The organism is Pseudomonas sp. 7-41, assembly GCF_021233075.1.
GTDB lineage: Bacteria > Pseudomonadota > Gammaproteobacteria > Pseudomonadales > Pseudomonadaceae > Aquipseudomonas > Aquipseudomonas veronii.
In genome coordinates, this window is the sequence record NZ_CP089551.1 from 1,549,619 (window position 1) to 1,571,828 (window position 22,210).

General features: G+C 59.7%; 32 protein-coding genes. 23 read left to right on the plus strand and 9 right to left on the minus strand.

Translation table 11 applies throughout. The annotated features are described in order from the left end of the window. Positions 1-9 precede the first annotated feature (9 nt). The 7 genes from LQ249_RS06825 to LQ249_RS06850 form a co-directional block, all read right to left on the minus strand. Complete coding sequence (locus LQ249_RS06825; RefSeq protein WP_232566294.1) at positions 10-831, minus strand: DNA translocase FtsK; 822 nt, start codon at positions 829-831, stop codon at positions 10-12. Between the two features lie 122 nt (positions 832-953). Then, on the minus strand, positions 954-2,597 hold the full coding sequence (locus LQ249_RS06830) for a YqaJ viral recombinase family protein (protein ID WP_232566295.1): 1,644 nt from the start codon (positions 2,595-2,597) through the stop codon (positions 954-956). After that, positions 2,584-3,345: a recombinase RecT gene (locus LQ249_RS06835; protein ID WP_232566296.1), complete on the minus strand. Its 762-nt coding sequence runs from the start codon at positions 3,343-3,345 to the stop codon at positions 2,584-2,586. Before LQ249_RS06835 ends, LQ249_RS06830 begins: the two co-directional genes overlap by 14 nt. A 370-nt stretch (positions 3,346-3,715) precedes the next feature. Continuing rightward, positions 3,716-3,850: a hypothetical protein gene (locus tag LQ249_RS31490; RefSeq protein WP_269783947.1), complete on the minus strand. Its 135-nt coding sequence runs from the start codon at positions 3,848-3,850 to the stop codon at positions 3,716-3,718. Beyond that, positions 3,847-4,080: a hypothetical protein gene (locus LQ249_RS06840; RefSeq protein WP_232566297.1), complete on the minus strand. Its 234-nt coding sequence runs from the start codon at positions 4,078-4,080 to the stop codon at positions 3,847-3,849. The genes LQ249_RS31490 and LQ249_RS06840 overlap by 4 nt, the downstream gene beginning before the upstream one ends. Continuing rightward, complete coding sequence (locus tag LQ249_RS06845; RefSeq protein WP_232566298.1) at positions 4,077-4,367, minus strand: hypothetical protein; 291 nt, start codon at positions 4,365-4,367, stop codon at positions 4,077-4,079. Before LQ249_RS06845 ends, LQ249_RS06840 begins: the two co-directional genes overlap by 4 nt. Positions 4,368-4,486: 119 nt before the next feature. After that, the gene (locus tag LQ249_RS06850; protein ID WP_232566299.1) at positions 4,487-4,969 is read right to left on the minus strand and encodes a DUF1566 domain-containing protein; all 483 of its coding nucleotides are present in this window, start codon (positions 4,967-4,969) and stop codon (positions 4,487-4,489) included. A 61-nt stretch (positions 4,970-5,030) separates the two neighbouring features. Here LQ249_RS06850 and LQ249_RS06855 point away from each other — a divergent pair, with 61 nt between their 5' ends. Further along, on the plus strand, positions 5,031-5,300 hold the full coding sequence (locus LQ249_RS06855) for a hypothetical protein (protein ID WP_232566300.1): 270 nt from the start codon (positions 5,031-5,033) through the stop codon (positions 5,298-5,300). 301 nt (positions 5,301-5,601) lie between these two features. On the opposite strand, the gene LQ249_RS06860 is transcribed toward LQ249_RS06855, so the two are convergent. Beyond that, positions 5,602-5,868 carry a hypothetical protein gene (locus tag LQ249_RS06860; protein WP_232566301.1) on the minus strand — a complete coding sequence of 89 codons (267 nt, stop codon included), beginning with the start codon at positions 5,866-5,868 and terminating at the stop codon, positions 5,602-5,604. Between the two features lie 12 nt (positions 5,869-5,880). After that, positions 5,881-6,534 carry a helix-turn-helix domain-containing protein gene (locus LQ249_RS06865; protein WP_232566302.1) on the minus strand — a complete coding sequence of 218 codons (654 nt, stop codon included), beginning with the start codon at positions 6,532-6,534 and terminating at the stop codon, positions 5,881-5,883. 115 nt (positions 6,535-6,649) lie between these two features. Between LQ249_RS06865 and LQ249_RS06870 the strand changes: the two genes are divergently transcribed. The 22 genes from LQ249_RS06870 (at position 6,650) to LQ249_RS06975 (ending at position 22,205) form a co-directional block, all read left to right on the plus strand. After that, the gene (locus LQ249_RS06870) at positions 6,650-6,886 is read left to right on the plus strand and encodes a helix-turn-helix domain-containing protein (protein WP_044271238.1); all 237 of its coding nucleotides are present in this window, start codon (positions 6,650-6,652) and stop codon (positions 6,884-6,886) included. A gap of 2 nt (positions 6,887-6,888) precedes the next feature. Continuing rightward, positions 6,889-7,197, plus strand: a complete 309-nt coding sequence (locus LQ249_RS06875) for a CII family transcriptional regulator (RefSeq protein ID WP_044271234.1) — start codon at positions 6,889-6,891, stop codon at positions 7,195-7,197. 2 nt (positions 7,198-7,199) lie between these two features. After that, positions 7,200-7,919 carry a DnaT-like ssDNA-binding domain-containing protein gene (locus tag LQ249_RS06880; RefSeq protein WP_232566303.1) on the plus strand — a complete coding sequence of 240 codons (720 nt, stop codon included), beginning with the start codon at positions 7,200-7,202 and terminating at the stop codon, positions 7,917-7,919. 37 nt (positions 7,920-7,956) lie between these two features. Further along, the gene (locus LQ249_RS06885) at positions 7,957-8,565 is read left to right on the plus strand and encodes a replication protein P (RefSeq protein ID WP_232566304.1); all 609 of its coding nucleotides are present in this window, start codon (positions 7,957-7,959) and stop codon (positions 8,563-8,565) included. Next, a complete protein-coding gene (locus LQ249_RS06890; RefSeq protein WP_232566305.1) occupies positions 8,558-8,992 on the plus strand; it encodes a RusA family crossover junction endodeoxyribonuclease in 435 nt (144 codons plus the stop codon). Before LQ249_RS06885 ends, LQ249_RS06890 begins: the two co-directional genes overlap by 8 nt. A gap of 40 nt (positions 8,993-9,032) precedes the next feature. After that, a complete protein-coding gene (locus tag LQ249_RS06895) occupies positions 9,033-9,914 on the plus strand; it encodes a hypothetical protein (RefSeq protein ID WP_232566306.1) in 882 nt (293 codons plus the stop codon). A gap of 148 nt (positions 9,915-10,062) precedes the next feature. After that, the gene (locus LQ249_RS06900) at positions 10,063-10,458 is read left to right on the plus strand and encodes a putative holin (RefSeq protein ID WP_017847631.1); all 396 of its coding nucleotides are present in this window, start codon (positions 10,063-10,065) and stop codon (positions 10,456-10,458) included. After that, positions 10,451-10,735 (plus strand): phage holin family protein, encoded by a 285-nt coding sequence (locus LQ249_RS06905; RefSeq protein WP_232566307.1) that lies wholly within the window; start codon positions 10,451-10,453, stop codon positions 10,733-10,735. The genes LQ249_RS06900 and LQ249_RS06905 overlap by 8 nt, the downstream gene beginning before the upstream one ends. Beyond that, a complete protein-coding gene (locus tag LQ249_RS06910; protein ID WP_232566308.1) occupies positions 10,735-11,355 on the plus strand; it encodes a glycoside hydrolase family 19 protein in 621 nt (206 codons plus the stop codon). Before LQ249_RS06905 ends, LQ249_RS06910 begins: the two co-directional genes overlap by 1 nt. Further along, entirely contained in the window at positions 11,352-11,810 is a 459-nt protein-coding gene (locus LQ249_RS06915; RefSeq protein ID WP_232566309.1) for a lysis system i-spanin subunit Rz, read from the plus strand. The genes LQ249_RS06910 and LQ249_RS06915 overlap by 4 nt, the downstream gene beginning before the upstream one ends. A 3-nt stretch (positions 11,811-11,813) precedes the next feature. Then, positions 11,814-12,350, plus strand: coding sequence for a terminase small subunit (locus tag LQ249_RS06920; RefSeq protein WP_232566310.1), 537 nt, complete (start codon positions 11,814-11,816; stop codon positions 12,348-12,350). Next, a complete protein-coding gene (locus LQ249_RS06925) occupies positions 12,328-13,839 on the plus strand; it encodes a terminase (RefSeq protein WP_232566311.1) in 1,512 nt (503 codons plus the stop codon). Before LQ249_RS06920 ends, LQ249_RS06925 begins: the two co-directional genes overlap by 23 nt. Position 13,840: 1 nt before the next feature. Next, positions 13,841-14,194: a hypothetical protein gene (locus LQ249_RS06930; RefSeq protein WP_232566312.1), complete on the plus strand. Its 354-nt coding sequence runs from the start codon at positions 13,841-13,843 to the stop codon at positions 14,192-14,194. Position 14,195: 1 nt separating this feature from the next. Next, the gene (locus LQ249_RS06935) at positions 14,196-15,890 is read left to right on the plus strand and encodes a portal protein (protein ID WP_232566313.1); all 1,695 of its coding nucleotides are present in this window, start codon (positions 14,196-14,198) and stop codon (positions 15,888-15,890) included. Then, on the plus strand, positions 15,890-16,183 hold the full coding sequence (locus tag LQ249_RS06940; RefSeq protein ID WP_232566314.1) for a Bbp19 family protein: 294 nt from the start codon (positions 15,890-15,892) through the stop codon (positions 16,181-16,183). The genes LQ249_RS06935 and LQ249_RS06940 overlap by 1 nt, the downstream gene beginning before the upstream one ends. Beyond that, a complete protein-coding gene (locus LQ249_RS06945; protein WP_232566315.1) occupies positions 16,180-16,896 on the plus strand; it encodes a hypothetical protein in 717 nt (238 codons plus the stop codon). The genes LQ249_RS06940 and LQ249_RS06945 overlap by 4 nt, the downstream gene beginning before the upstream one ends. A gap of 29 nt (positions 16,897-16,925) precedes the next feature. Beyond that, a complete protein-coding gene (locus LQ249_RS06950; RefSeq protein WP_220382839.1) occupies positions 16,926-17,921 on the plus strand; it encodes a major capsid protein in 996 nt (331 codons plus the stop codon). Between the two features lie 37 nt (positions 17,922-17,958). Then, positions 17,959-18,351, plus strand: a complete 393-nt coding sequence (locus tag LQ249_RS06955; protein ID WP_232566316.1) for a Bbp16 family capsid cement protein — start codon at positions 17,959-17,961, stop codon at positions 18,349-18,351. Further along, positions 18,344-18,751 (plus strand): hypothetical protein, encoded by a 408-nt coding sequence (locus tag LQ249_RS06960; RefSeq protein WP_232566317.1) that lies wholly within the window; start codon positions 18,344-18,346, stop codon positions 18,749-18,751. The genes LQ249_RS06955 and LQ249_RS06960 overlap by 8 nt, the downstream gene beginning before the upstream one ends. Positions 18,752-18,809: 58 nt before the next feature. After that, positions 18,810-19,409 (plus strand): hypothetical protein, encoded by a 600-nt coding sequence (locus LQ249_RS06965; protein ID WP_232566318.1) that lies wholly within the window; start codon positions 18,810-18,812, stop codon positions 19,407-19,409. Continuing rightward, positions 19,406-21,751, plus strand: coding sequence for a phage nozzle protein (locus LQ249_RS06970; RefSeq protein WP_232566319.1), 2,346 nt, complete (start codon positions 19,406-19,408; stop codon positions 21,749-21,751). Before LQ249_RS06965 ends, LQ249_RS06970 begins: the two co-directional genes overlap by 4 nt. Then, positions 21,738-22,205: a phage protein Gp13 family protein gene (locus LQ249_RS06975; RefSeq protein WP_232566320.1), complete on the plus strand. Its 468-nt coding sequence runs from the start codon at positions 21,738-21,740 to the stop codon at positions 22,203-22,205. Before LQ249_RS06970 ends, LQ249_RS06975 begins: the two co-directional genes overlap by 14 nt. Positions 22,206-22,210: the final 5 nt, after the last annotated feature.

Genomic DNA, 22,210 nt, shown 5'->3' on the forward strand with positions numbered 1-22,210 from the left:
AGGGATGGATCAGACGACTTCTTCCAGCGTGGCGATGACCTTGAAGCTGTGATCAAACGCCGATTCACCCTCGGTTTCGATCTCGACCACTTTGTCGTCGAGCAGGCGCAGCAGTAGGGTGGCTGTCTTGTCGCTGTCGATGGCCAGTCGGCTTTGCACCCAGTGACCCTTGAACGCCTTGCTGTTGGACTTGAGCACGATCAGTTGCTTGGCATCGTCATAGCTGAACTCGCCGAACTCTTTGCCCAGATCGGCGCCGGTGTCGCCAGCACCACCGGTGCGCTCGGCCAGATCTTCGGCGGTACCCAGCGGGTGTTCGCCGTCCGGCTCGTCTGGGCCTTTTCCACCGGCGGGGAACAGGCTGCCGGTCAGGTCGCTGACGTGCAGCGGCAAGTCCTTCTGGTCGCGATCTGGCTGGATGAAGTCGAGGCCGTCGTCATAGTCTGTCGGCGCCACCACCAACAGACACATCTTCCCGGGAACCTTGGCCAGGGCACCGCCGTTGGGGTCATTGACGTCAATGTTCGCGGTGATGGTGATCGCCTTTTCCTTGAACTTGGCGTCGATCACCTTCACTTCAACGACGTCAACGTTGCGCGAGCTGATGATGTTGATCGCGGTGTGTGCCGCTTCGGTTGCGCTCTTGATGGCGCGGTCAATGACTTCCTGCTGGCAACCTTCGTTCAACTTGCTCCATGGCGAGTGGAGGTTCTTCACTTCAAACAGGACCATGTTCACCAGGTCGTGTACCAGCAGTTCGTGCGCGAGCATGGATGGTTCATAGCCCGCTAGCTTGGCGCGTTCGATGATGTCTCGGTGTTCAGTCTTCATGGGCATTCCTCAGTGCTTGGCAATCCGCTCAAGGTGGTGTTGTTGAAGCGGGCTCAGGTTGGTATGCGCGGCGTAACGCTTGAAGCTGGCGCGGATGTCGAGGATGGATTGAGCGGCCATGATCAGGCTGCGGCCAGTTGGGCCTGTACTGCCTGGATGTGGTTGACCAGGGCGGTACAGATGCGCGGGAAGTCGCTTTCGCGGTAAAGCGTTGCGCCACGCTCGCGGGCGGCCGCCTCGAAGCCCAGCGAACTCATGAAGCTGGCAGATACGACGAAGCCGAGGCGGTCGCTCAGGTCACCCAGCTTGAAGTGCCGGCCATCGTCGACGGGCTGTTGAACTGCTGCAGCCGTCTTGATCGGCGTGGCGGCGACCGGCACCGGCTGTTCCGTGACTTTCACCGGCTGTTCAATAACCGGCTCAACGACCTGCTGCTGCTGTTGGGCTGCGAGCTGCTGTGCCTTTTCCTCTTCCTGACGCTTGAGCTCGGCCTGTTGCTGTTCGTGCTCGTTGATCCGGACCTTGATCAGCGCCACCAGGTCGTCGTTCGCCTTGAGCGCCAGTTCCTGAAAATCGTGGAACAGGAACTTGTGGTCAGCCCCCAACTCGTTAAGGCTGGCTTGGTTGATTCGGATGCCGTCGGCGATCCGGCTGGCCTCGATCTTCGCCCGGGCCAGTTCACTATCGGCGGCTTCCTGTAGGCTGGACACCGACTTCTTGCCCTTGATGGCGCCCGCAAAGTCGGAGGCCACACGCGGCATGCGGATGCGGCCGCCCAGCGTTCCGTTGATCTGGTCGATGTGATCCTGCAAGGCCTTCGCCGCATCGATGACGATGTCACTGCGGATCGCATCCTTGCGCGCTTTGACCAGTTTTTCCAGTTCCAGGCGCTTGCGCCGGGTCTCGGCCGTGATGTCATCGATCGCCTTGAACAGCACGTCGATGCTCTCGGTTTGGCTCAGGGCGTGTTCTTTCGCAGCCTTGAGCTTGTTCTCGACGTCGCTGCACCACTTGACCGTCTCGTCAGCGTCGGCAAAATCCTTGTCCGTTTTCAGTTCGGTGCTGATGTTGCTGATAACGGTGAGGGCGTGCGACTTGAAGGCGTCCAGGTTGCTGGCGGTGACCATGCCCGTAACGTCGATGCGAAGCGCGGGCAACTGATCAGGGGCGGCGCCGATTGCCTCGACCTTGGTTTCCTGCGGGACAAACTCGCCCAGGTCCTGTTCGAACTGGGCCCAACCGGCGATCAGTGCTTCACGGCGCCCAGGAACCGGGAAGTAATCGAATTTCTCGCGTTTTTCGCGAGTGCCGTCCGAGCAGACGAAAATCACTTTTTCAGCACCAGACACCAGCAGCTGTTGTTCGAGCTGCCAGTAGTAGTGGGGTTCCAGCTCCTTGACGCGGATCTGCGCGGCCACCTTCTCGTTCCACAACTTGTGCTCAAACAGCACATCCCCCAGCATCGTGGCGCCGTCCATGGAGGCCAGCAGGTTGCCGCTGGAACCTACGATGGGGTACAGCTCTTCGCCGATATCTTCCTCAATCAGGGGCCGAGCCATTTCCTCAGTGGCGTGGCCTTTGTCGAAGGCGGCCTGCTGCTGTGGCGTCACGTCCGGGACAATGCCGGTCTTTTTCATCACCAGCAGATCGTTGCGGGTCTGGAACTTCGAAGCGCCCATCATCGCGGGCGCCTCCGAGGCGGTGAAGTGACTTGCGCGAAGGGCATGCCACTCAGGCGTGCCCTGTTGGACGTTATGCACTTTCATTGGTGGCTTCTCCTTCGATTGGGGCCAGGGCGCGGATGCGCTCTTCTTGCTCCGGGGTGACGGTGTACTTGCTGACCAGGTTGGTAAGCAGGTGCTCGGGGCTGGTGCGGCTGGCAGCGATCATTGCGCGCCACTTGTCCGCGTTCTCGTCGAGCTTGCTGTCGGGGTAAGCCGGCAGCACCTTCGGCTCTTCGGCCTTGCGGGCGTGGGTCTGGTTGAGCTCGCGCTCGGTTGGGATGTCCTGGACCTCTTCGGCCATCGGCATGCCGCGCAGCACGTCGGGGAACACGTCTCGCAGGGCGAACGACCGGGCACGCATTTGGCGCATCCGTTTCGGGTACTGGGCCCACGGGCCTTGCTTACCCTTGAGGCCGGCCTGCTGGGCATCGTTCATGCTGAACGTGCGGGTCTGTTCGTCTTCGCCGACACGCTTCACCCGGCAGGAAGCGGTCTCGCCATCGTCGGTCTCGTACACGTACTCACACAGCGGCGAGCTGCGGACCAGGGCGATGACCGCGTCACCCCAGAGCGATGGGCGCCCGTTGATGACCGCGATGCTTTGCATGGCTTGCATGGGCTGCAGGCCAAGTTCCATGCCCCACTGCACTGCCACCAGGATGTTGGCGGGCTTTTTCTGAAAGTCTTTCGGGACGATGTCGGAGTTGGCGAGGTAGTCGGCGAACTTCAACGCCTCGTCGATGTTTTGCGGCGCCAGGCTGAACGTGGGCTTGATGGATAATTCGGACACAAGAGTTTCCTTGCCACGACGTGCGCAGCATTGAGGGGGTGGAAGGGGTTATTGAGTAATCAGGCCGCCGATTGCGGGGCCCAGTAGAACGATGGTGAGGAAGGTCAGGCCAACGATGGCCGAGGTCCAGCGGATGGCGCGCCGCCGTTCACGCTGGCGGGTGGTCATGGCGACCGCGACGCTTGGGCACGCCGTGTTGGCCCAAAAGCCATGTTCCAGCGAGAAACGTGGCGCTGGTGTTGTGTCGCATCGGCGCCTGGGTAAACCTCTTGTCCGCAGCGCGGGCAATTGGCTTGATCGTCACAAATCGCCACCTGGCAGCAGCGAGTGAACATCGTGCTGTTGGTGGGGGAGCAGAGGTAGACGCTGATCATGACACCCTCGCAATCAGCATGCCGCGCCGCGTTTCAAGCCTCAGCGGACGGGGCAAATCATTGACCAAAAAAAAGCCCTGACGGCGCAGGACTTCAACAAGTTGGGCGGATGTTCGGCAGATGATGGTCATGCATCCCGTCCTTGCCGGCGCTCGTAAACACGGTGCAGGCGTTCGGTGTAGTGGGCATCCTCGGTAGCGTCGATCACGCCAAGGGTGCGGAAGATCAGCAGCGCGGTATTGGCCGAAGCCTTGACCGCGACAGCGCTGCATTCGGGATCAATCACGCGAGCGACGAACCCCTCAAGCATGCCGACGGCCAGTTCGTGATTGGCTACAGCCTGTTCTTGTTGGCCGCTCATGCTGCCCACCTCCCTTGCCGGCGCTTGCGGGCATCAATCTCAACCCACAGTGCCAAAGTGATCTGAGGCCCGTACTGATGGGCCAGCACCGGCAGTTGATAGTCCGGTACATCCATCCGGACCCTGTCTTCGTCGTAGCAGATGCCCGACACAATCTTGAATTCCAGTTCCCGTTCGCCCTGGGCGTCCCAGTCACTGTTCCAGCTATCGGGGCAGGGCGGTTCATTCACGCAATGGGTCACCTCCACCTGGAGGACAAACCCCTCAACAATTATTTCGTGTTCCATGGTCGCCTCCAGAGGCGGTGAAAAAGGGTGCAGGCGCCGAGCGCTACCTAGGGCGCTTCTGGTCTGGCTACGGATGCCCGCAGCCCCAGGAATCGCCTGCATGAAAAGCAATAAACGAATTAGCGAATGAATCTGCGGACGGGGCGGACACGGAGCTCGCCGTCCTTGCCGTGGTAGCTCTGAAAGCCATCATCGAAGCCCACGCCGAACGCGTTGTAGGCTGAGCGCTGCGAGGATGACCAAACCCAACCAGTCAACTTGCCGTTGAGGTTCAGCCAGGCCTCGTACAGCTCGGCGGCGGCCGGCAAGTAGAAGTCGGAGTGACCATCGGCGTCATGCTCGTGAGCGGCGATTGCGGCCGGGTATTCGCCGCCCGACTCGATCAGCGCCAGGGTGTTGGCCCGGCCGTCGATCAGGCTGGTAGCAGGAGACTCGTTGCCATAAGGCCCCCACTCGAATTTCCCCAGCTCATCACCTAGGATCAGGTGGTAGCCATCGGCACCGTTGCGAGCCGGGATGAAGCCGGCGTAGATGCCGCCCTGTCCTGGCCATACAGCACCGATTTCGGGGATGGTGATTTGTGCTTGTTCTGCTGCTTGCATGGTTGATTCCTCGTCGGGTTGTTCGGTTGTTTTCCCAATGCACCCGTCGCCAGGTGCATCGGTGAAAAATTTCGGCGAACCTTGTTACAGTCCGCTTTCAATGAATCGAGTCACGCCAATGTCTTCAAAACAGAAAATTGCCAACATCGAAAAGCAGATAGCTGACGCAAAAGCTCTGTTTGAAACACTCCGGGAGGGGCGCGGCGCCAAGCTTATTGCCCACATCCGCCGGCTTGAACTTCAGCTCAAGATCGAGCAGGGCCATGTGGTTTCGAAGCTCAATAGGCAGCGCCTGCGGATCCTCCCGGGAAGCATTGGTAGTTCTCGTTGATTCCTTCTCACCAGCCGCGACCCTGTCCGCTGGAAAACTGATTCGGTGCTTTGCGCTGCACACCCGGGACAGTTGCCATCCTTCTGGACCGTTGAGGCCGGTCCATCGCTTGCCTTTGAAACTGGGCCGGTGGTGATCCGGCAGGGTGAGGCGGTGTGACTAAAGAGCGGCTATCAATCTGCGCTAATCGCAGAACATGGATTGCATTATGCGCAGAATTAATTCTGCGTCAAGCGCAGATTTTGAAATTCAGGCACAAAAAAGCCCGCGCATTGGCGGGCTCAGATTTGGAGGGGGTCGGCTATAGGTTGTGGATAATCAGCCAGAGGAAGAAAGCTGCGCCGATAACAAGAGTGATCATTTCGCCACGGGAGGTTTTTTCTCCCATCAGTGCGGAAACAATTCCGGTGACCAGGCACACGGCCATGCCAGTGCAGAATAGCAGTCCAGCATGAGCCCAATCAAAAACGAGGGTCACGCCCGCCGCGACGATAAGGAACAGGCCGAAGGCGAATGCCGTGCCCGCAATGGAGTTCCTTGTAGCCTGCGGATTATCTATCGATTGCATGGAGTCACCCAGTCAAAGGCCGGTCATCTTGGTATCGATCACGCGGCCTATGACTTTGAACGGCCCGTCGATCTGGATGGTTCTGTAGTTCTGATTCAGCGGCCGCAGGTACTTATTGCCGGCGTCCTCCATGTACTGCTTGAAGGTGCTTTCGCCGCTTTCCAGCTTGATTACATAGTACTTGCCGCTGATCAAATCGGCCTCGGGCATCACCAGGATGCGCGAGCCCTCGGGAAAGTTGGGGTTGCCGCTGCTGGTCATTGAATCGCCGCGAACTTCCAGCCAGAAGCCGTTGGTACCGGCGTTCTCGACAGAAGCTAACCACGTTTCCGCATCGCCCGGGTTGAAGTTGTCGCAGGATTCTGCCCACTCCCCAGCAATCACCCAACTGATCAAAGGATATTCCCTAGAGCCCCGGCTTGGTTGCAGGGCCATCTGCACGTTCGACATTCCACTGTCTTGGGGGGAGTCCATTCCCTGGCCAACCTGGGCCAGCGTTATCCCAAGCACCTCCATGATGCGCTTGAGCTTTTCAGGCGTCGTGCCTTGTTGCCCTCGTTCCAGGCGTGACAGGTTGCCCGTGTCCGAATCGACCTGGTTGGCGAGTTGCTCGAGGGAAAGCTTCTTGGCTTTCCGGGCGTTTCTGATGATCTGTCCAATTTCCATGGTGCTGATTTTCCGGACTTGCTGCGTTGTGCGCAAAGCGGTAAGCGCAGAATTTGTTTGCTTTAAATCTGCGCTAATCGCAGAATCATTCCTGAAATCAACTCAGGGCCTTGCCATGACTCCTTTAAAACGCGCACGAATCGCCAAGAAATGGACGCTCGCCGATGTTGCGGCACGTCTTGCTCAGCTCGGCGACACCATCGATTCCGGCAACCTGTCCCGCGTAGAGCGCGGCGTACAGCGTGCCTCGACCGTACTGGCCGAGAACCTGAGCCGGGTATTCGATGGGGAAATCACCGAAATCCACATCCTCTATCCGGAGCGCTTCAAAGGCGCTTCCGAGGCGGCGTAATCATGTCGACGAGCCCATTAAGCCAAGAGCAGACCGTAAGGGCCCGCAAGAACTACGTCGTTCTCATGCAGAAGCTTGCATCGATCGGCAACGGCCCTGTCGCGCTTGCAGTGGGTTGCGATGAAGCAACCATCAGCCGCATGAAGCCGGAGAAGTTCCAGCAGTTCGCTGAAATCCTGGCCGTGCTCGGGTTGAAGATCGTTCCCGAGGAAATGCGCTGCTTTAACGAGCAGGACATTGCCATGTTCATCCATGGGTCGAAGCGTTGGATGGAGCATATCCAGGGCGTTGATCAGCTCGAGGAGGGTTGATCATGGAATGGTTTCGCATGTACGGCGAATTCGCCACCGACCCCAAAGTGCAGATGATGAGCGAGGCAATGCAGCGCCGCCTGGTCATGCTCTTTTGCCTTGAATGCAGTAACGGTATTGAAACGTTTCATGTAACGGAACGCGAAACATCCATAGCGTTTGCACTGCGCGTTACAGAGGAAATTCTCGCTGAAACCAAGGCCGTTTTTTTGGCCAAAGGCTTCATAAATGACGACTGGACTTTGGCCAATTGGGACAAGCGTCAATACGTCTCTGACTCAAGCACAGCAAGGGTTAGAGCGCATCGTGAGAAGAAGAAAAAAGAGGCCGAAGAACGTGAAACGCGCATGAAACGTTCCAGTAACGCCCCAGAACAGAACAGAACAGAACAGAAAGAACACACACATACCGCGCAGACGAAATTTTCGCTGCACGACGCTTGGGAACCCGACCCGACCACGTTCACCGCCGTCCTGTTCCGCAATGGTATGGCAAACCAAACCTTCGAAGCCGACCAGCTTCTCGAATTCCGCTCGTACTGGATCAGCCGACCCGATGACCTGAAAACCCAGGCCCAGTGGGAGCACGCACTCGCCCAGCAACTGAAACGCCAAGCCCGCACCCAGCAAGCCAACGGGGGATCACCCAATGAAACCGGTAGACGAATTGCTCCAAGCCGCACGCGTAACGCTCACGACATCCTCACAGACCCAACCTGGTGAGCCGGAAGCGGAAAACGTAACCCCGCTGGAGCAGCAGGTGCGCCGCGCAGTTCGTCGCGTGTTTGCCACGCTCAAGACCGCGTTCCCGGCCTGGTACGAGAAACACTACGGCAACGAGAAGGCCGAACAGCTCGCCCGCCGCGTGTGGATGACCGTGATCCAGGAATTGGGCGACGAGGCTGTGAACCGTGGCCTGCAACGCATGGTGCTGGAGTGCAAATTCCCGCCATCGCCCAGCGACTTCATGGACCTGTGCAAGCGCGTTGATGATCTGCCAACCGAGGCGCAAGCCTGGGACGAAGCCCTGCGCGGCACGTACAGCCACAAGGCCGTCAAGATCGCCGCCGAGGCCACCAGCACGTTCGATCTTCGAGCGGGCACGCACAACGACAAAGCCCTCAAGCAACGCTTTGAGCGCAACTACGCCATCGTCATGCGCCGCGCTCAGACCGGCCAGAACCTGGAAGGGCGAATCGCTAAGGGTGTGGGCCACGACAGCATGCGGCCGCGTGAGCAGGTGCAATTGGAGTACTCCCGCCAGGAAGCCGACCGCATCGTCGACACCCTCGAAATCCCAAAAGACCCCAAGGCTTGCCGCGCTCAACTGCTGGCAACGCTCGGTATCCGGAGAGACAAGCATGTCTGACCTCAAGCCCGTGTCGTTCTTCGTGCCAGGTGAGCCGCAAGGCAAGGGCCGCGCCCGTATCGGCAAGGTCGGAAACTTCGCTCGCATGTACACGCCAGCCAAGACCGTGGCCTACGAAGGGCTGATCGCTCTCGCCGCCCAGGACGTCATGCAAGGCCGTGCCCTGATCGAAGGGCCGGTGATGATTGAGCTGCGCATTGTCCACTCGATCCCTCAATCCAAGTCGAAAAAGTGGAAGTTGCAGGCTTTGGCTGGGGAGGTGGCGTGCATGAAAAAACCGGATTCTGATAACTGCCTCAAAGCCGTCTGTGACGCTCTTAACGGCGTTGTGTTCAAGGACGACGTGCAAGTTACGGACGGATCGTTCAGACGGCGCTGGGGAGCTATACCGGGCGTACATGTGCGGATTGTGCCGCTGTGCCTGTGAAAGATCAGCAATACGCGAAAATACGCAATGAGGGGGATTTATGAGACTGATCAGCGCACGGCAAGCATGGCGGGAGGCGCTTCACGAGAGCCGCGACTCGGTGCTGGCAGCAGCCCAGGAGCGCATCAAGCTCGGCAAGCGGGGCAGGGTGATCGGTGAAACCATGCCCTCGATGCGGGACAGTAACGGCCGGTGCGCGCACATGCTCGCTGCCGGCCTTGTGCAATCTGCCATTGGGACATTGCCAAAGCCGCTGCAGCACTTCGGGCACGCGCTGTACTCGCCGGTTGCCAATGGCCAGGACATCAACGTTGCGCACGCTCTGGTGTGGTTGACCGTTGACCTGGGCGAGTGCACCGCCAAGCGCAAGGAGGTGGCGTACTGGATGGCCTTGGCCGCGATCAAGAGCCACCAGGCCGCCGTCAATGGGCGTGAAGCCTGGGGCCCTGGCCGTGTGGTTGAGTTCGTGCACGACTGGTACGGGACCAAGGTAAGCGTTGCCAACTGGGCACGGGATTGGGCCGCGATCTGGGCAGCCATTGCCAGCACCGTGGATCAGCTCGACGCGAAGGCGTTGAAGCCCGTGGCGGCGGTCATTGTGAAAATGGCCGAGCGCCGCGTATTCGGCACCAGCCGGTGGGATCTGTATGATCGGGAGCACGTTGTCGACCTTCGGGCCGAGGCCTACGCCGCTCGCCGTGACGCTTCTCGCAGTGCGCTGCACGCGCGCCTGAACGCCATGGGCACCGAGCAGTTGCGCCGGTGGTTCCGCCGCATGAACGCCTACGGCGCCGCGTACCGCCGAGAGTGGGGCAGCGACACGCAAGAGAACCCAGGCCGCCACCTGGCGTACAGCGACCGGATCAGCGAGTACTGGAGCCAGCGCCAGCGCGTGGGAGACGTGTCAAAACGGGTCGCTTGACCAAATGATGAGTGTTCCTGTACCTTTTTCCCAGGTTGCAAAGTTACGTCCAGCTCCCAGAAACCCGCCAAGTGCGGGTTTTTTGTTGCCTGAATTTCAATTTTGAGCCCCGCCGTCGTGCGGGGCTTTTTCGTTTCTGGGGTCGCAAATGGCAGAGCCAAGCAGCGGTGCAGTGTTGGCCGCTCAGGCGGCTGCGGGCGTGGCAGGTGTAACTGGCGTGACGGCGGCGAGCATGATGCCCGGCGTCGACGTGAACGCAGTGGTTGGGGCATTCGCCGGCGCTATGTTCTTCGTGGTGTTCGCCAAGGATCTAAAACCCTGGGCTCGCTTCGGCTACTTCATCGCATCGTGGGTGCTGGGTTACTACGTGGCCAGCGAGGTCATCGGGCGCGAATGGGCCAGGACTTCCGGCCTAGTCGCCTTCTTCGGCGCGCTGTTCTGCGTTGTCGTGTGCATCAGTCTTCTGGAGTGGATCGATGGCGGCAAAATTCCGGGATGGCTGCAATGGGTCGCCGATAGATTCGGAGGTAGCCGTAATGGTTGATCCATGGACTTTTGCCGCTGCCGCGATTTGTGGCGCGATCTGCTTTCGAATCACGGTTTACCAGCGCCAGGGCGCCCGGTATCGCGCCGGCGTGTCTTGGTGTGCTTACGCCTTGGCTGCTGCAACTGGCTGCGAGTGGCTGTCGGTGATGTTGGCCATCCTGCTTGCCAAGCCAGCCACAGCCGTTTCCCCGTTCATCCTGATCGTGCTGCTGGTGCTGGCAGTGCTTGTCTACCGCGCCGGCGGCAACGTCGCACGCATCCTGAGAATGGACTGATGAAAATCACACCTTCCCACCTGGTGGCAATCCTTCGCTGCCAGGACGCAACCGCGCGGCTGTGGGCTGATCCACTGAACAATGCCTGTGCGCTTTACCAGATCGACACGCCGTTGCGCCTTGCTGCGTTCCTGGCCCAGGTCGGGCACGAAAGCGCCAGGCTTTCACGGGTGGTCGAGAACCTGAGCTACAGCGCCACTGCGCTGCAGCGCACCTGGCCCAGCCTGTTCGATGCCAAGACTGCCGCCGAGTATGCCCACCAGCCAGAGCGCATTGCCAACGTGGCCTACAACGGCCGGCTGGGCAATACCGCTCCCGGCGACGGCTGGAAGTACCGTGGCCGCGGCCTGATCCAGATCACTGGCAAGACGAACTACGTCCTCTACGGCGGGTTGATGGGCCTTGATCTAATCAATACCCCGTCGCTGCTTGAATCCCCGAAGAACGCGGCTAGCTCTGCCGCCTGCTTTTGGCACACGAACGGGCTGAACGCCCTGGCCGACCTCGGGGACATCCAGAACATTGGCAGCATCATCAACACCGGTCGCCGTGGCCGTACACCGAATGGTGCCGCTGAGCGCCAGGCGTTGTACCTGGTGGCGCTGAAGGTGCTGGCGTGAATCGCTATTTGATCATCGCTCTGGCTGCATGCCTGGTGCTGATCTACGGCGGATGGAGCCACATCAAGGGACAGGCCAAGGACATGGCCGTTGCGAAGGATCGCATTGTCACGCTGGAGGCGAGCGCTGCTGCTTACGAGAAGGCGTTGAAGGTCCGCGACTCCATCGACACCCAATATTTGGAGGCCATCAGCAATGCTGAAAAATCAAAGCCGCAGCTTGTTGCTGACCTCGATTCTGGCGTTAAGCGCGTGTACGTCCGCGCCGCCTGTGTGCCAGCCAATCCCAAGCCCGCCGGCATCACTGATGCAGCCACCCCCGAACTTGCAGCAGATGCTCGACAGGATTATGCCGACCTCACCGCCGCCTTCAAGAAAGTGACGGCCCAGGTCGCGGGGTTGCAGCAACACATTCTCACCGCTTGCAAGGGCGGTACCAATCAAAAGGGGCAGTGACCTATGGCCGCTCTAACCCCGAAGCAACAGGCGTTTGTTCTGGAGTTCCTGGTTGACCTGAACGCCAGCCAGGCGGCAATCAGGGCCGGGTATGCGCGCAAGGGCGTAAACGCCGCGTCGTACTCCCTCATGCAGCGCCCGCACATTGCAGCCGCGATCAAGGCAGCCATGGAGGCCCGCAGCCAGCGGACCAAGGTCGATGCCGACTACGTGCTGAACCGCCTCACCGAGATTGACCAGATGGACCTGCTGGACATTCTCAACGACGACATGTCGTTCAAGCCTCTATCCCTGTGGCCCAAGGTCTGGCGCCAGTCGCTGTCGGCGTTCGATATCGCCGAGATGTTCGAAGGCTCCGGCAAGGACCGCGACATGGTCGGCCTGATGAAAAAGATCAAGTGGCCGGACAAGGTCAAGAATCTTGAGCTGCTCGGCAAGCACGTCAACGTCAATGCCTTCCGGGACCAGGTGGCGGTAGACGTCACCCACACCCTTTCCGAACGGATGGCCAAAGCCCGTGAACGCGCCAGCAGAGGTTGACCAGGAACAACAGCTGGTTGAGGACATCCTCTCGTTTGCGCAAGACCCGCTTGGATACGTCTGGTACGCCTTCCCGTGGGGCGAGCCAGGCACAGAGCTGGCGAACAAGTCCGGGCCCAGGCCTTGGCAGATTGTTGTTCTCGACTCCATCGGCAAAAAGCTGCGCGCCGGCGCCAAGGATCTTGGCGAGGTAATCCACGAAGCCACGGCCAGTGGCCACGGGATCGGCAAGTCGGCACTGGTGTCCTGGCTGATCAAGTGGTCTGTGGATACCTGCGTAGACGCGCGCGGCGTGGTAACCGCCAACACCGAAACCCAGCTCCGCACCAAGACCTGGCCCGAGGTGTCGAAGTGGAACCGGCTTTCCATCACTGCCCATTGGTTCCGCATCACTGCCACGGCGCTCATCAGCACCGACCCTGAGCATGAAAAGAACTGGCGCGTGGATGCGGTGCCATGGTCAGAGAGCAACACCGAGGCCTTCGCCGGCCTGCACAACGAGGGTAAGCGCCTGCTGCTGGTGTTCGACGAGGCTTCGGCCATCGCCGATACGGTGTGGGAGGTGGCAGAGGGTGCGCTCACCGACGAGAACACCGAAATCATTTGGGCTGCCTTCGGCAACCCGACCAAGACCACCGGCCGGTTCCGGTCGTGCTTCACCCGTTACAAGCATCGGTGGTCACACCGCCAGGTCGACAGCCGCACGGTTGAAGGCACCAACAAGACGCAGATTGCCAAGTGGCAGCAGGACTATGGGGAAGACAGTGACTTCTTCCGTATCCGTGTGCGCGGCATGTTCCCGAGGGCTTCCGAATTGCAACTGATCCCGACTGACTGGGTCGCCGATGCAATGAAGCGCGAGCCGGTGTACGGTCTGGATGACGCCTTGGTCTGCGGCATCGACATTGCCCGGGGAGGCGCAGACAGCAACGTGATTCGCTTCCGTCGCGGTCTCGACACCCGATCAATACCGGCAATCAAGATCCCAGGCAGCGAGACCCGCAACACCACTTTGTTCATCGCCAAGGTGTGCACCGTGGTTCAGGAGCACCGGCCCGACGCGGTGTTCGTTGACGCAACTGGCGTGGGTGGCCCTGTCGCTGACCAGCTGCGCCGCCTGATGCCCGGCATTGTGATCATCGACATCAACTTCGCCAGCATGGCACCAGACCGGCACTACGCGAACATGCGTACCTACATGTGGTGGCAGATGCGAGAAGCCTTACGCGCGGGGCTGGCCATCGACAGCAGCGAAGAACTTGAGGCCGAACTGACCTCGCCGATGTACACGCACAACGCCAGTGACCAGATCGCCCTGGAAAAGAAGGACGACATCAAGAAGCGCCTGGGCATATCGCCCGATGACGCCGACGCCCTGGCGCTGACCTATGCCATGCCGGTGATGAAGAGCCAATACAACGAATACAGCGGCAATGCGGCTAGCAACAACGGTCTTGAATCCGAATACGACCCTTACGCGAGTAACTGACATGTGTGGAAACGGAATCAAAAAAATCGTGAACAAGGTGGTGAATCTCGACCCATTGCGCGGTGGAGACGTCATCCTTGAAGGGATGGGGCTGCCGAACATGTTTGGCGAGAACACCGGCATGTTCAACAAGGCTGAGCGTGAGAAGGCGGCGGCCAAGGCGGCAGCAGAGGCCGCAGGGTCTATTGCAGGTCCAGCCGCCGCCACTACCTCAAGTGACTCAGTGCAGGCAGCAGTTGATGCTGAGCGCCGGCGGCGGTTGGCCCAGTCGGGCCAGGGCGGAACCATATTGACCGGCTCATCTGGCGTGCTTGGCAATGCCAACACCAGCCAGAAAACGCTGTTGGGGGTGTAAGTTGGCCGACTCCCTGCGCGAACGCTGCGAGAAGCGCTACACCGCTCTCAAGAGCGAGCGCGACAGCAACTGGCTACCTGAGTGGAAAGAGCTGGGGGACTTCATCAGCCCGCGTTCTGGCCGCTGGTATAACACCGACACCAACGACGGCAAGCGCCGGGATCAGAAGATCATCAACCCACAGGCCACGTTTGCGTCTCGCACGCTGGGCGCCGGCATGCATACCGGCATGACCAACCCGTCGTCGCCGTGGGTGAAGTTCGGCACGCCTGACCCAGCCTTGATGGATTACGCACCGGTCAAGGCCTGGCTGTTTGCTGCTGAGACTGCGATGCGCGAAGTCATGGCCAGGTCGAACCTGTACAGCGTGTTGCCCAACCGCTACAGCGAGGAAGGCATCTTCGGTACTGCCCCGATGGTAGTGATGCCGGATGACAGCGACTTGTTGCGTTCGTACCCGCTGGCCGTCGGCAGTTACATGCTCGCCAACAACAGCCGCAACCAGGTGGACACGCTCTACCGCGACTTCCGCATGACTGCGCGCCAGATGGAGCAGCAGTTCGGCAAAGACAAGATGGACACCGCGTCCAAGAACCTGCTGTCCAGCAAGCCGGATGCCTGGATCGACATCTGCCACGGGATCGAGCCCAACGACACACGCGAGAAGGGCCGCAAGGACAACACCAACATGCCGTTCCGGTCCGTGTACTGGGAGAAGGGCGGCGACAAGGATTCGATGCTGCGTGAGTCCGGCTTCAAGGTGTTCCCAGTCATGGCGCCGCGCTGGGATGTGCTAGGCGAGGACGTGTATGGCACCGGCCCTGGCTCGATGTGCATTGGCACCACCAAGGCAATCCAGTTGATGGAGCGCCGCAAGGCCGAGCTGCTGGAGAAGGGCGTGCGTCCACCGATGGGCGCGCCGGCCAGCCTCAAGAATCAGCGCGCGTCCATTCTGCCGGGCAGCATCACCTACCTCAACGATATGCAGGTAGGCGCTAAGTTTGCCCCGCTGTATGAGGTGCAGCCTGCATGGCTGGGCCAACTGCGTGGAGAGATTGCCGCCGACAGCTCAATCATCGACACCGCATTCTTTGTCGATCTGTTCCTGATGATCAGCCAGATGGACAGCGTGCGTACCGCGTATGAGATCGCCACCCGCAAGGAAGAAAAGCTGCTGATGCTGGGCCCGGTGCTGGAGCGCCAGACCGATGACCTGCTTGACCCGCTGGTCGACATGTACTTCAACCAGATGCTCGAGCAATCCATTCCCCGCTGGACTGGCATGCTCCCTGGCGCACCACTGTTGCCGCCGCCTCCAAAGGAGCTGGCCAACATGGACCTGCGCATCGAGTTCACCAGCATCCTGGCCCAGGCGCAGAAGGCTATCGGTGTGTCGAGCATCGAACGCGCCATTGGCTTCGCCGGCACCGTGGCCACCACCACACAGAGCCTGGAACCTCTCGATCTGCTCGACGGTGATGAAGCCATGCGCCAGTACTTCGAGCTGATCGGCGTACCGCCAACCATGGTGCGTGCTGACGATATGGTCGTGCAGATCCGCCAGCAGCGCGCCCAGCAGCAACAAGCGGCGCAGATGCAGCAGGAGCTCGGCACGGCCATCCAGGGCGCCCAGGTTCTGAGCCAGACCGATACCGGCGGCGATAACGCCCTGACAGCACTTGCGGGGGCTATGTGATGGCCGAACGGAAACCAACCGAGCAGGAACTTCAGGACATCGCCGACTTCAAGTGGCTGATGAGCGACCACCGCGGGCGCCGCTTCATGTGGCGAACCCTCGACCATTGCCGGCTGTTCCAGGTGTCAATAGGCCCCACGGACGCAATCACGAACTTCAACGAAGGCCAACGCAATGTTGGCCTTCTTCTTTTGAGCCAGGTGAACGACCTGACCCCATCGCTGTACGCGGTAATGGCTGCCGAGAATGCGCCGCAGCCGATCCCCGAACAAACCCAGGAGACAGATGAATGAGCCCTTTGATGATGAAGCTGCTTGGCCGCGTGTACATGAGTGAGGCTCCAGCAGATGGCGGGCAGGGTGGTGGCTCGCCCGCGCCTGCGGCTACTCCAGCAGCAGACGCACCGCCAGCCCCTGCCGAAGGTTCGCTGTTGACCCCGCCAGCCCCGGCGGCGGCACCTGCGCCGGACGCACCCAAACCTCCTGAGCAGACCCAGCAGGAGGCTGACGCGAAGGCTAAGACCGAAGCAGACGCCAAGCTCACCGGTGCGCCTGAGACCTACGAGGACTTCACCCTGCCAGACGGTATGGAGATGGATGTGGAAATTTTGGGCGAGTTCAAGAACCTGGCCAAGGAGCTGAACATTCCCCAGGCCAAGGCCCAGCAACTTATCGACTTCCAATCCCAACTGGCTACCAAACAGGCCGAGGCATACCAGGCCGCCGTAACCAAGCAGGCCCAGGACTGGGCGGCATCCATCAAGAGTGACCCTGAAGTCGGCGGCGAGAACTACGACAAGAGCGTAGCCAGCGCCATCAAGGTCATTCAGTCCTTCGGTGACCCGGCTTTGACCGAGTTGCTGAATACCTCCGGGCTGGGCAACCACCCGGCGCTGTTCAAGTTCTGCCATCGCATCAGCGCGGCTATCTCGGAAGACAAGTTCGTCTTGCCTGGCAGCCAAACCAACGCACCCAAAGAAATGACGATTGTCGACGCGTTCAGCTAAGGCATTCATAAACCGTAGGAGATACACAGATGGGCATCCTTACCTCCACCATGCCGACCCTGATCGATAAGTTCAGCAGGGAAGATAGTACGAAAAAGGTCATGAAGATCGTTGAGCTGATGGCCAAGCGTAACGACATTCTTCAAGACGCCGAGTACCAGGAGTGCAACGACGGCTCCAAGCACAAGACCACGATGCGCTCGGGCATCCCCGAGCCAACCTGGCGCATGTTCAACCAAGGCATTCAGCCGAGCAAATCAACCACTGTGCCTGTGCTGGATACCACCGGCATGATGGAAGACTACGGCCTAGTCGATAAGGCGCTGGCTGACCTCAGCGGTAATGCTGATGCTTTCCGCACCTCCGAGAACATGGCCAAGTTGCAGGGTTTCAACAACAAAGCCGCCCGCTACATGATCTACGGCAACACCCAGGCCGAGCCCCAGGCTTTTCTGGGCCTGGCGCCGCGCTATAACGACAAGTCGGCAGAGTCGGGCGCCAACATCGTCGATGCTGGCGGCACTGGCTCTACCAACACATCCATCTGGTTTGTGACCTGGGGTGAAATGTCTACCCACTTGCTGTATCCGAAAGGCAGCGTGGCGGGCTTCCAGCACAAGTTCCTGGGCCAGCAAACCGCCCGTGCTGATAACGGTGGCGACTTCGAGGCGTACCGCGACCACTTCAAATGGGATATTGGTATGTCCGTTCGTGACTGGCGTGCAAACGCTCGTATCGCGAATATCGATGTAACCCAGTTGACCCGCGATGGCGCGACCGGTGCGAACATCATCGATCTGATGATTGATGCTCTGTATCGCATCGACAACCCGGAGCAGGGTGAGGGCCGGACCATCATCTATGCCAACCGCACGATCCAGTCGTGGTTGCACAAACAGGCGATGAACTCCAAAAACGTCAACCTCACCTTGGGCGAGTACGGCGGCAAGAAGATCCCCGAGTTCCTGGGCATCCCAATCAAGCGCATCGACGCCATCCTCAACACCGAAGCCCGCGTAGTCTAACGACTGCGTGGCTTTCCCCCATTCAGGAGAGACCATCATGCTTTTTGACGTAAAGCTGCTCATGTCGAACGCCCAGGCAATCACTGCCACTGCCGCTTCGACCGACATCATCGACCGCGGCGACACCAAGGACGTTGGTCGTGCCGGTGATATCCCGCTGGTCATCCAGGTAGTTGAAGCATTCAACACCTTGACCAGCCTCACCATCGAACTGCAAACCGATGACAACTCGGCGTTTAGTTCCCCGCGCTCTCTGTATCAGGTCGTGGTGCCGCTGGCTGACCTGAAGATCGGCTACCAAACCCCAGTCATCACCCTGCCGCAGAAGACTGAACGTTACCTGCGCTTCAACTACACCGTGACCGGCACCGCCCCAACACTGGGCAAGGTAACCGCCGGCATCGTCGCTGGAGTGCAGACCAATGCCTAAGCGCTATGAAGTACTGGAGCGGTCGTTTATCAACGGGCGCCTCTATGATCCGGGTGAAACGGTCGTGCTGGAAATCGACAGCCCTGGCAGCAATTTGAAGATCGCGGGCGCGGCGAAGCCTGCGCAGGCCCCCACCATCCAGCAGGATGCTGATGATATGGGGCTGGGTTACGTTGCCGCCCGTGGCGCTGCTGGCAAGTTCGTAGTCAAGGACGACAAGGAGCAGCGGGTTGGCGATTTCACCGGCAACAAGGCGGAAGCGGAAGCGGAAGCCGCTCGACTGAATGCCGGCGGTCAGATCACTGCCCCCACCATCCAGCAGGACGCTGGCGGTACGCAAGGCGGTGATGGCGGTGCGGACCAAGACGACAACGGCGGCAACGGCCTGCCAGACGCCTGACCACCAGCAACAACCCTCAGGGCCCTTCGGGGCCCTTTTCTTTTTCTGAGGTTTCCGAATGTCCAGCGATATCGAAATCTGCAACATTGCGTTGTCGCGGGTTGCGGTAACTAAGGCTATTGCCTCGTTTACTGAGCATAGTAAGGAGGCCGAGCAGTGCCGCGTGTTCTACGGCCAACTGCGCGATCTGGTGTTGCAGGCATTTCCCTGGCCATTCGCGGAATCGATTGTTGCGCTTGCCGACCTGGGCAGCCCTGCACCTGGCTGGCAATACCGTTACCGGTACCCGGCCAACTGCCTGAAGGTGCGCGATATCGTCCAGCCAGGCTGGCGTGGTCCGCTCACTGCTGACCAGCAGATTCCCTACAAGATCGGCTACGACTCCGGCGGCCGGGTAATTCACACCGACCAGCCAGAGGCTGTATGCCGCTTCACATTTAGGGTTGAAGACTCCACGTTCTTTGATCCGCAGTTCGCCGATGTGCTGGCTTGGCGCCTGTCGATGGACTTGGCGCTACCACTGGCAGCCAAGACCGACCTTGTCCAATTCGCCACTCAGCAATACCAAATGGCCCTGACGGTTGCAGAGGCATCAGCCTTCGAAGAGGCCCAAGACGATCCAGAGCCTGAATCTGAGTTCATTACGGTGAGAGCATGAGCAGCGTACTGCAACCCACCTTTGCGGCTGGCGAGCTTTCGCCATCGGCCAGCGCTCGTACTGACATCGCCCGGTACTACACCGGGCTCAAGCTATGCCGGAACTTCATGGTCATGCCATACGGCGGCGTGCGTAACCGCGCGGGCACGAAGCTGGTTGCCGAGGTCAAGGACTCGACGAAGTACTGCAGGCTGTTTCCGTTCCAGTTCAACGATGTGCAGACCTACGTGCTTGCGTTCAACGAAATGAACATGCGAGTGATCAAGGACGGTGGGCAGGTAGTGATCAGCGCGGCAGGCCCGACCCAGGGTCAGCCTTATGAGCTGGCCATGCCGTATGTCAGTGGAGACCTCGATCAGATTGGCTTCACTCAGTCGGCCGACGTGATGACCCTGGCTCATCCAACCTACAAACCTCGGGAGCTAGCGCGACTGGGGCATGACAACTGGACCGTGTCCGAAATCAATCTGGCCCCGCGCATTGCCGCGCCGGCCACTGCAACCGCGACAAGTGGTGGTGGCGCTGGGGTTCAGCAGCAGTGGCGCTACCAGATCACCGCTGTACTGGACGACAACAGCACGCTTGATGAATCGCTACCCGTTACCAGCAACTCAATCACGGTGTTCAACGATACGCTCACCGGTCACTTGACTTGGGACGCGGTGCCAGGGGCAACCTACTACATCGTCTACAAGGACAACGTTGGGGCGGGCATATATGGCTTCATTGGGCGCTCGACTGGAACCGCCTTTTCAGACCGTAACGTTCAGGCCGTAAAGACTGATACTCCACCCAATGGCAATGACCCATTCGTTGGGGCGGGAAACTACCCCGGCGCTGTGGGCTATTACCAGCAGCGCTTGGTATTCGGCGGTAGCAACCTCAGCCCGCAGACGATCTGGACCAGCAAAACCGGCCTGTTCAAGAACTTTGGCTACTCGACGCCGAACAAGGACGACGACGGGATAACCGCCACTCTGGTGAGCGACAAGGTGAATCGCGTTCGCCATCTGGTGGGGCTGCGCAAGCTGCTGGTATTTACATCGGGAAGCGAGTTCACCATTTCCGGCGGTGATACTGGGCTGACCCCAAAGACTATGCAGTCAGTCCCTGAAGGCTATGACGGATCATCGATCGTCAGGCCCGTGGTGGTGGGCAACAGCGCCGTGTACGTGCAGGCCCGGGGCAACCGGGTGTCATCGTTCGGGTATTCGATAAATGCTGACGGGTTCGCGGCTGAAGACTTGACGCTGTTCAGCGCGCACCTGTTCCGCGGTCGGACCTTGACCAACGTTGCGTACCAAAAAATCCCTGATTCCATCGTCTGGTACGTGCGCGACGACGGTGTATTGCTGGGAATGACGTTCATGCCTGAGCAGCAGTTGGTGGGCTGGCACTGGCACGACACTGACGGCTTCGTCGAGTCCATCGCCTGCATTCCGGAAGGACAGGAAGACGCCCTGTACATGGTCGTTCGCCGCACTATCAACGGCGTGCAGAGGCGCTTCATTGAGCGTATGGCCAGCCGCCAGATCACAAGCATTGAAGATGCGTTCTTTGTCGATTGCGGCCTGACCTATGACGGGCGCAACACTGATACGGCCAAGACTTTCACCCTGTCGGGTGGCTCGACCTGGGGATTCCCCGAGGTGGTCACCATGACAGCCGTGGGACACACACCTTTCACGGTCGGTAGCGTGGGAGTCAACTACTCACTGAAAAGCACGGTCACCGCCGATAACGGGAAAACCAGTACGGATATTGTCCGGGTCGAGGTGGTGGGCTACGCCAGCCCCAGTTCGGTGACGGTCAAACTTTTGATCGTTTGCCCGGTTTCGCTGCGCGGCCAGCGCACCTCTACATGGGCGCGTCAGATCAGGACTGTGTCCGGCCTTGATCACCTGGAAGGCAAAACCATTTCCATCCTTGCTGATGGGAGCGTCCATCCGCAGCGCGTTGTAACCGGTGGTAGCGTGATCCTGCAGGAATACGCGGGCATTGTTCATGCTGGTCTGCCTTACGTGTCCGACTTTGAAACGCTTGACCTTGAGCTTAAGAACGCCAACGAGACGGTGCTCGACAAGAAAATAGCCGTCACGTCGCTGACCGTGGCGGTCGAGGAATCGCGCGGAATCATGGCAGGCCAAGACAAAGATCACCTGTACCCGCACAAGACTGGCCGCGACGAGTACGAGCCGCCTATTGAGCTGCTCACCGGACAGGCCGAGATATCCATCACAAATGACTGGCAGGGTAAGGGCCGCGTATTCATCCGCCAGTCAGATCCGTTGCCGCTGTCCGTGTTGGCGGTGATTCCGGAGGTGACCATTGGCGGTCGCTGATGTTTTGCCAATCGAACTGGAGGACGTGCCAGCAATCCTGCGCGACGTGCGCCAGGCCGATATCGACGAGATTGTTGAAGGCTTGGGTATCTCGCTGGAGCAGGAGTTACTGGCGGGGATCAATGACAGCCTCAATGCCCGCAAGATCGTGGTCAACGGTCATATCGTTGCCGTGTTCGGTGATGCGGTGCATAGCGTCCTTGGCTCTGTCGGCGTGCCCTGGCTGATCAGCACCACGCACGTCGAACGCCACGCGCGCGCCTTCCTCAAGGTCTGCAAGCCAGAGGTGCAAGGGATGCTTACCCGGCACCGCCACCTCATCAATTACGTCGACGCCCGCAACACCTCGGCCATTCGCTGGCTGAAATGGCTTGGCTTCGACTTCGGCGAGGCCATCCCATATGGGCCAAGGCGCCTGCCGTTCTACCCATTCACGCTGAATCGAGAGGAATAACCATG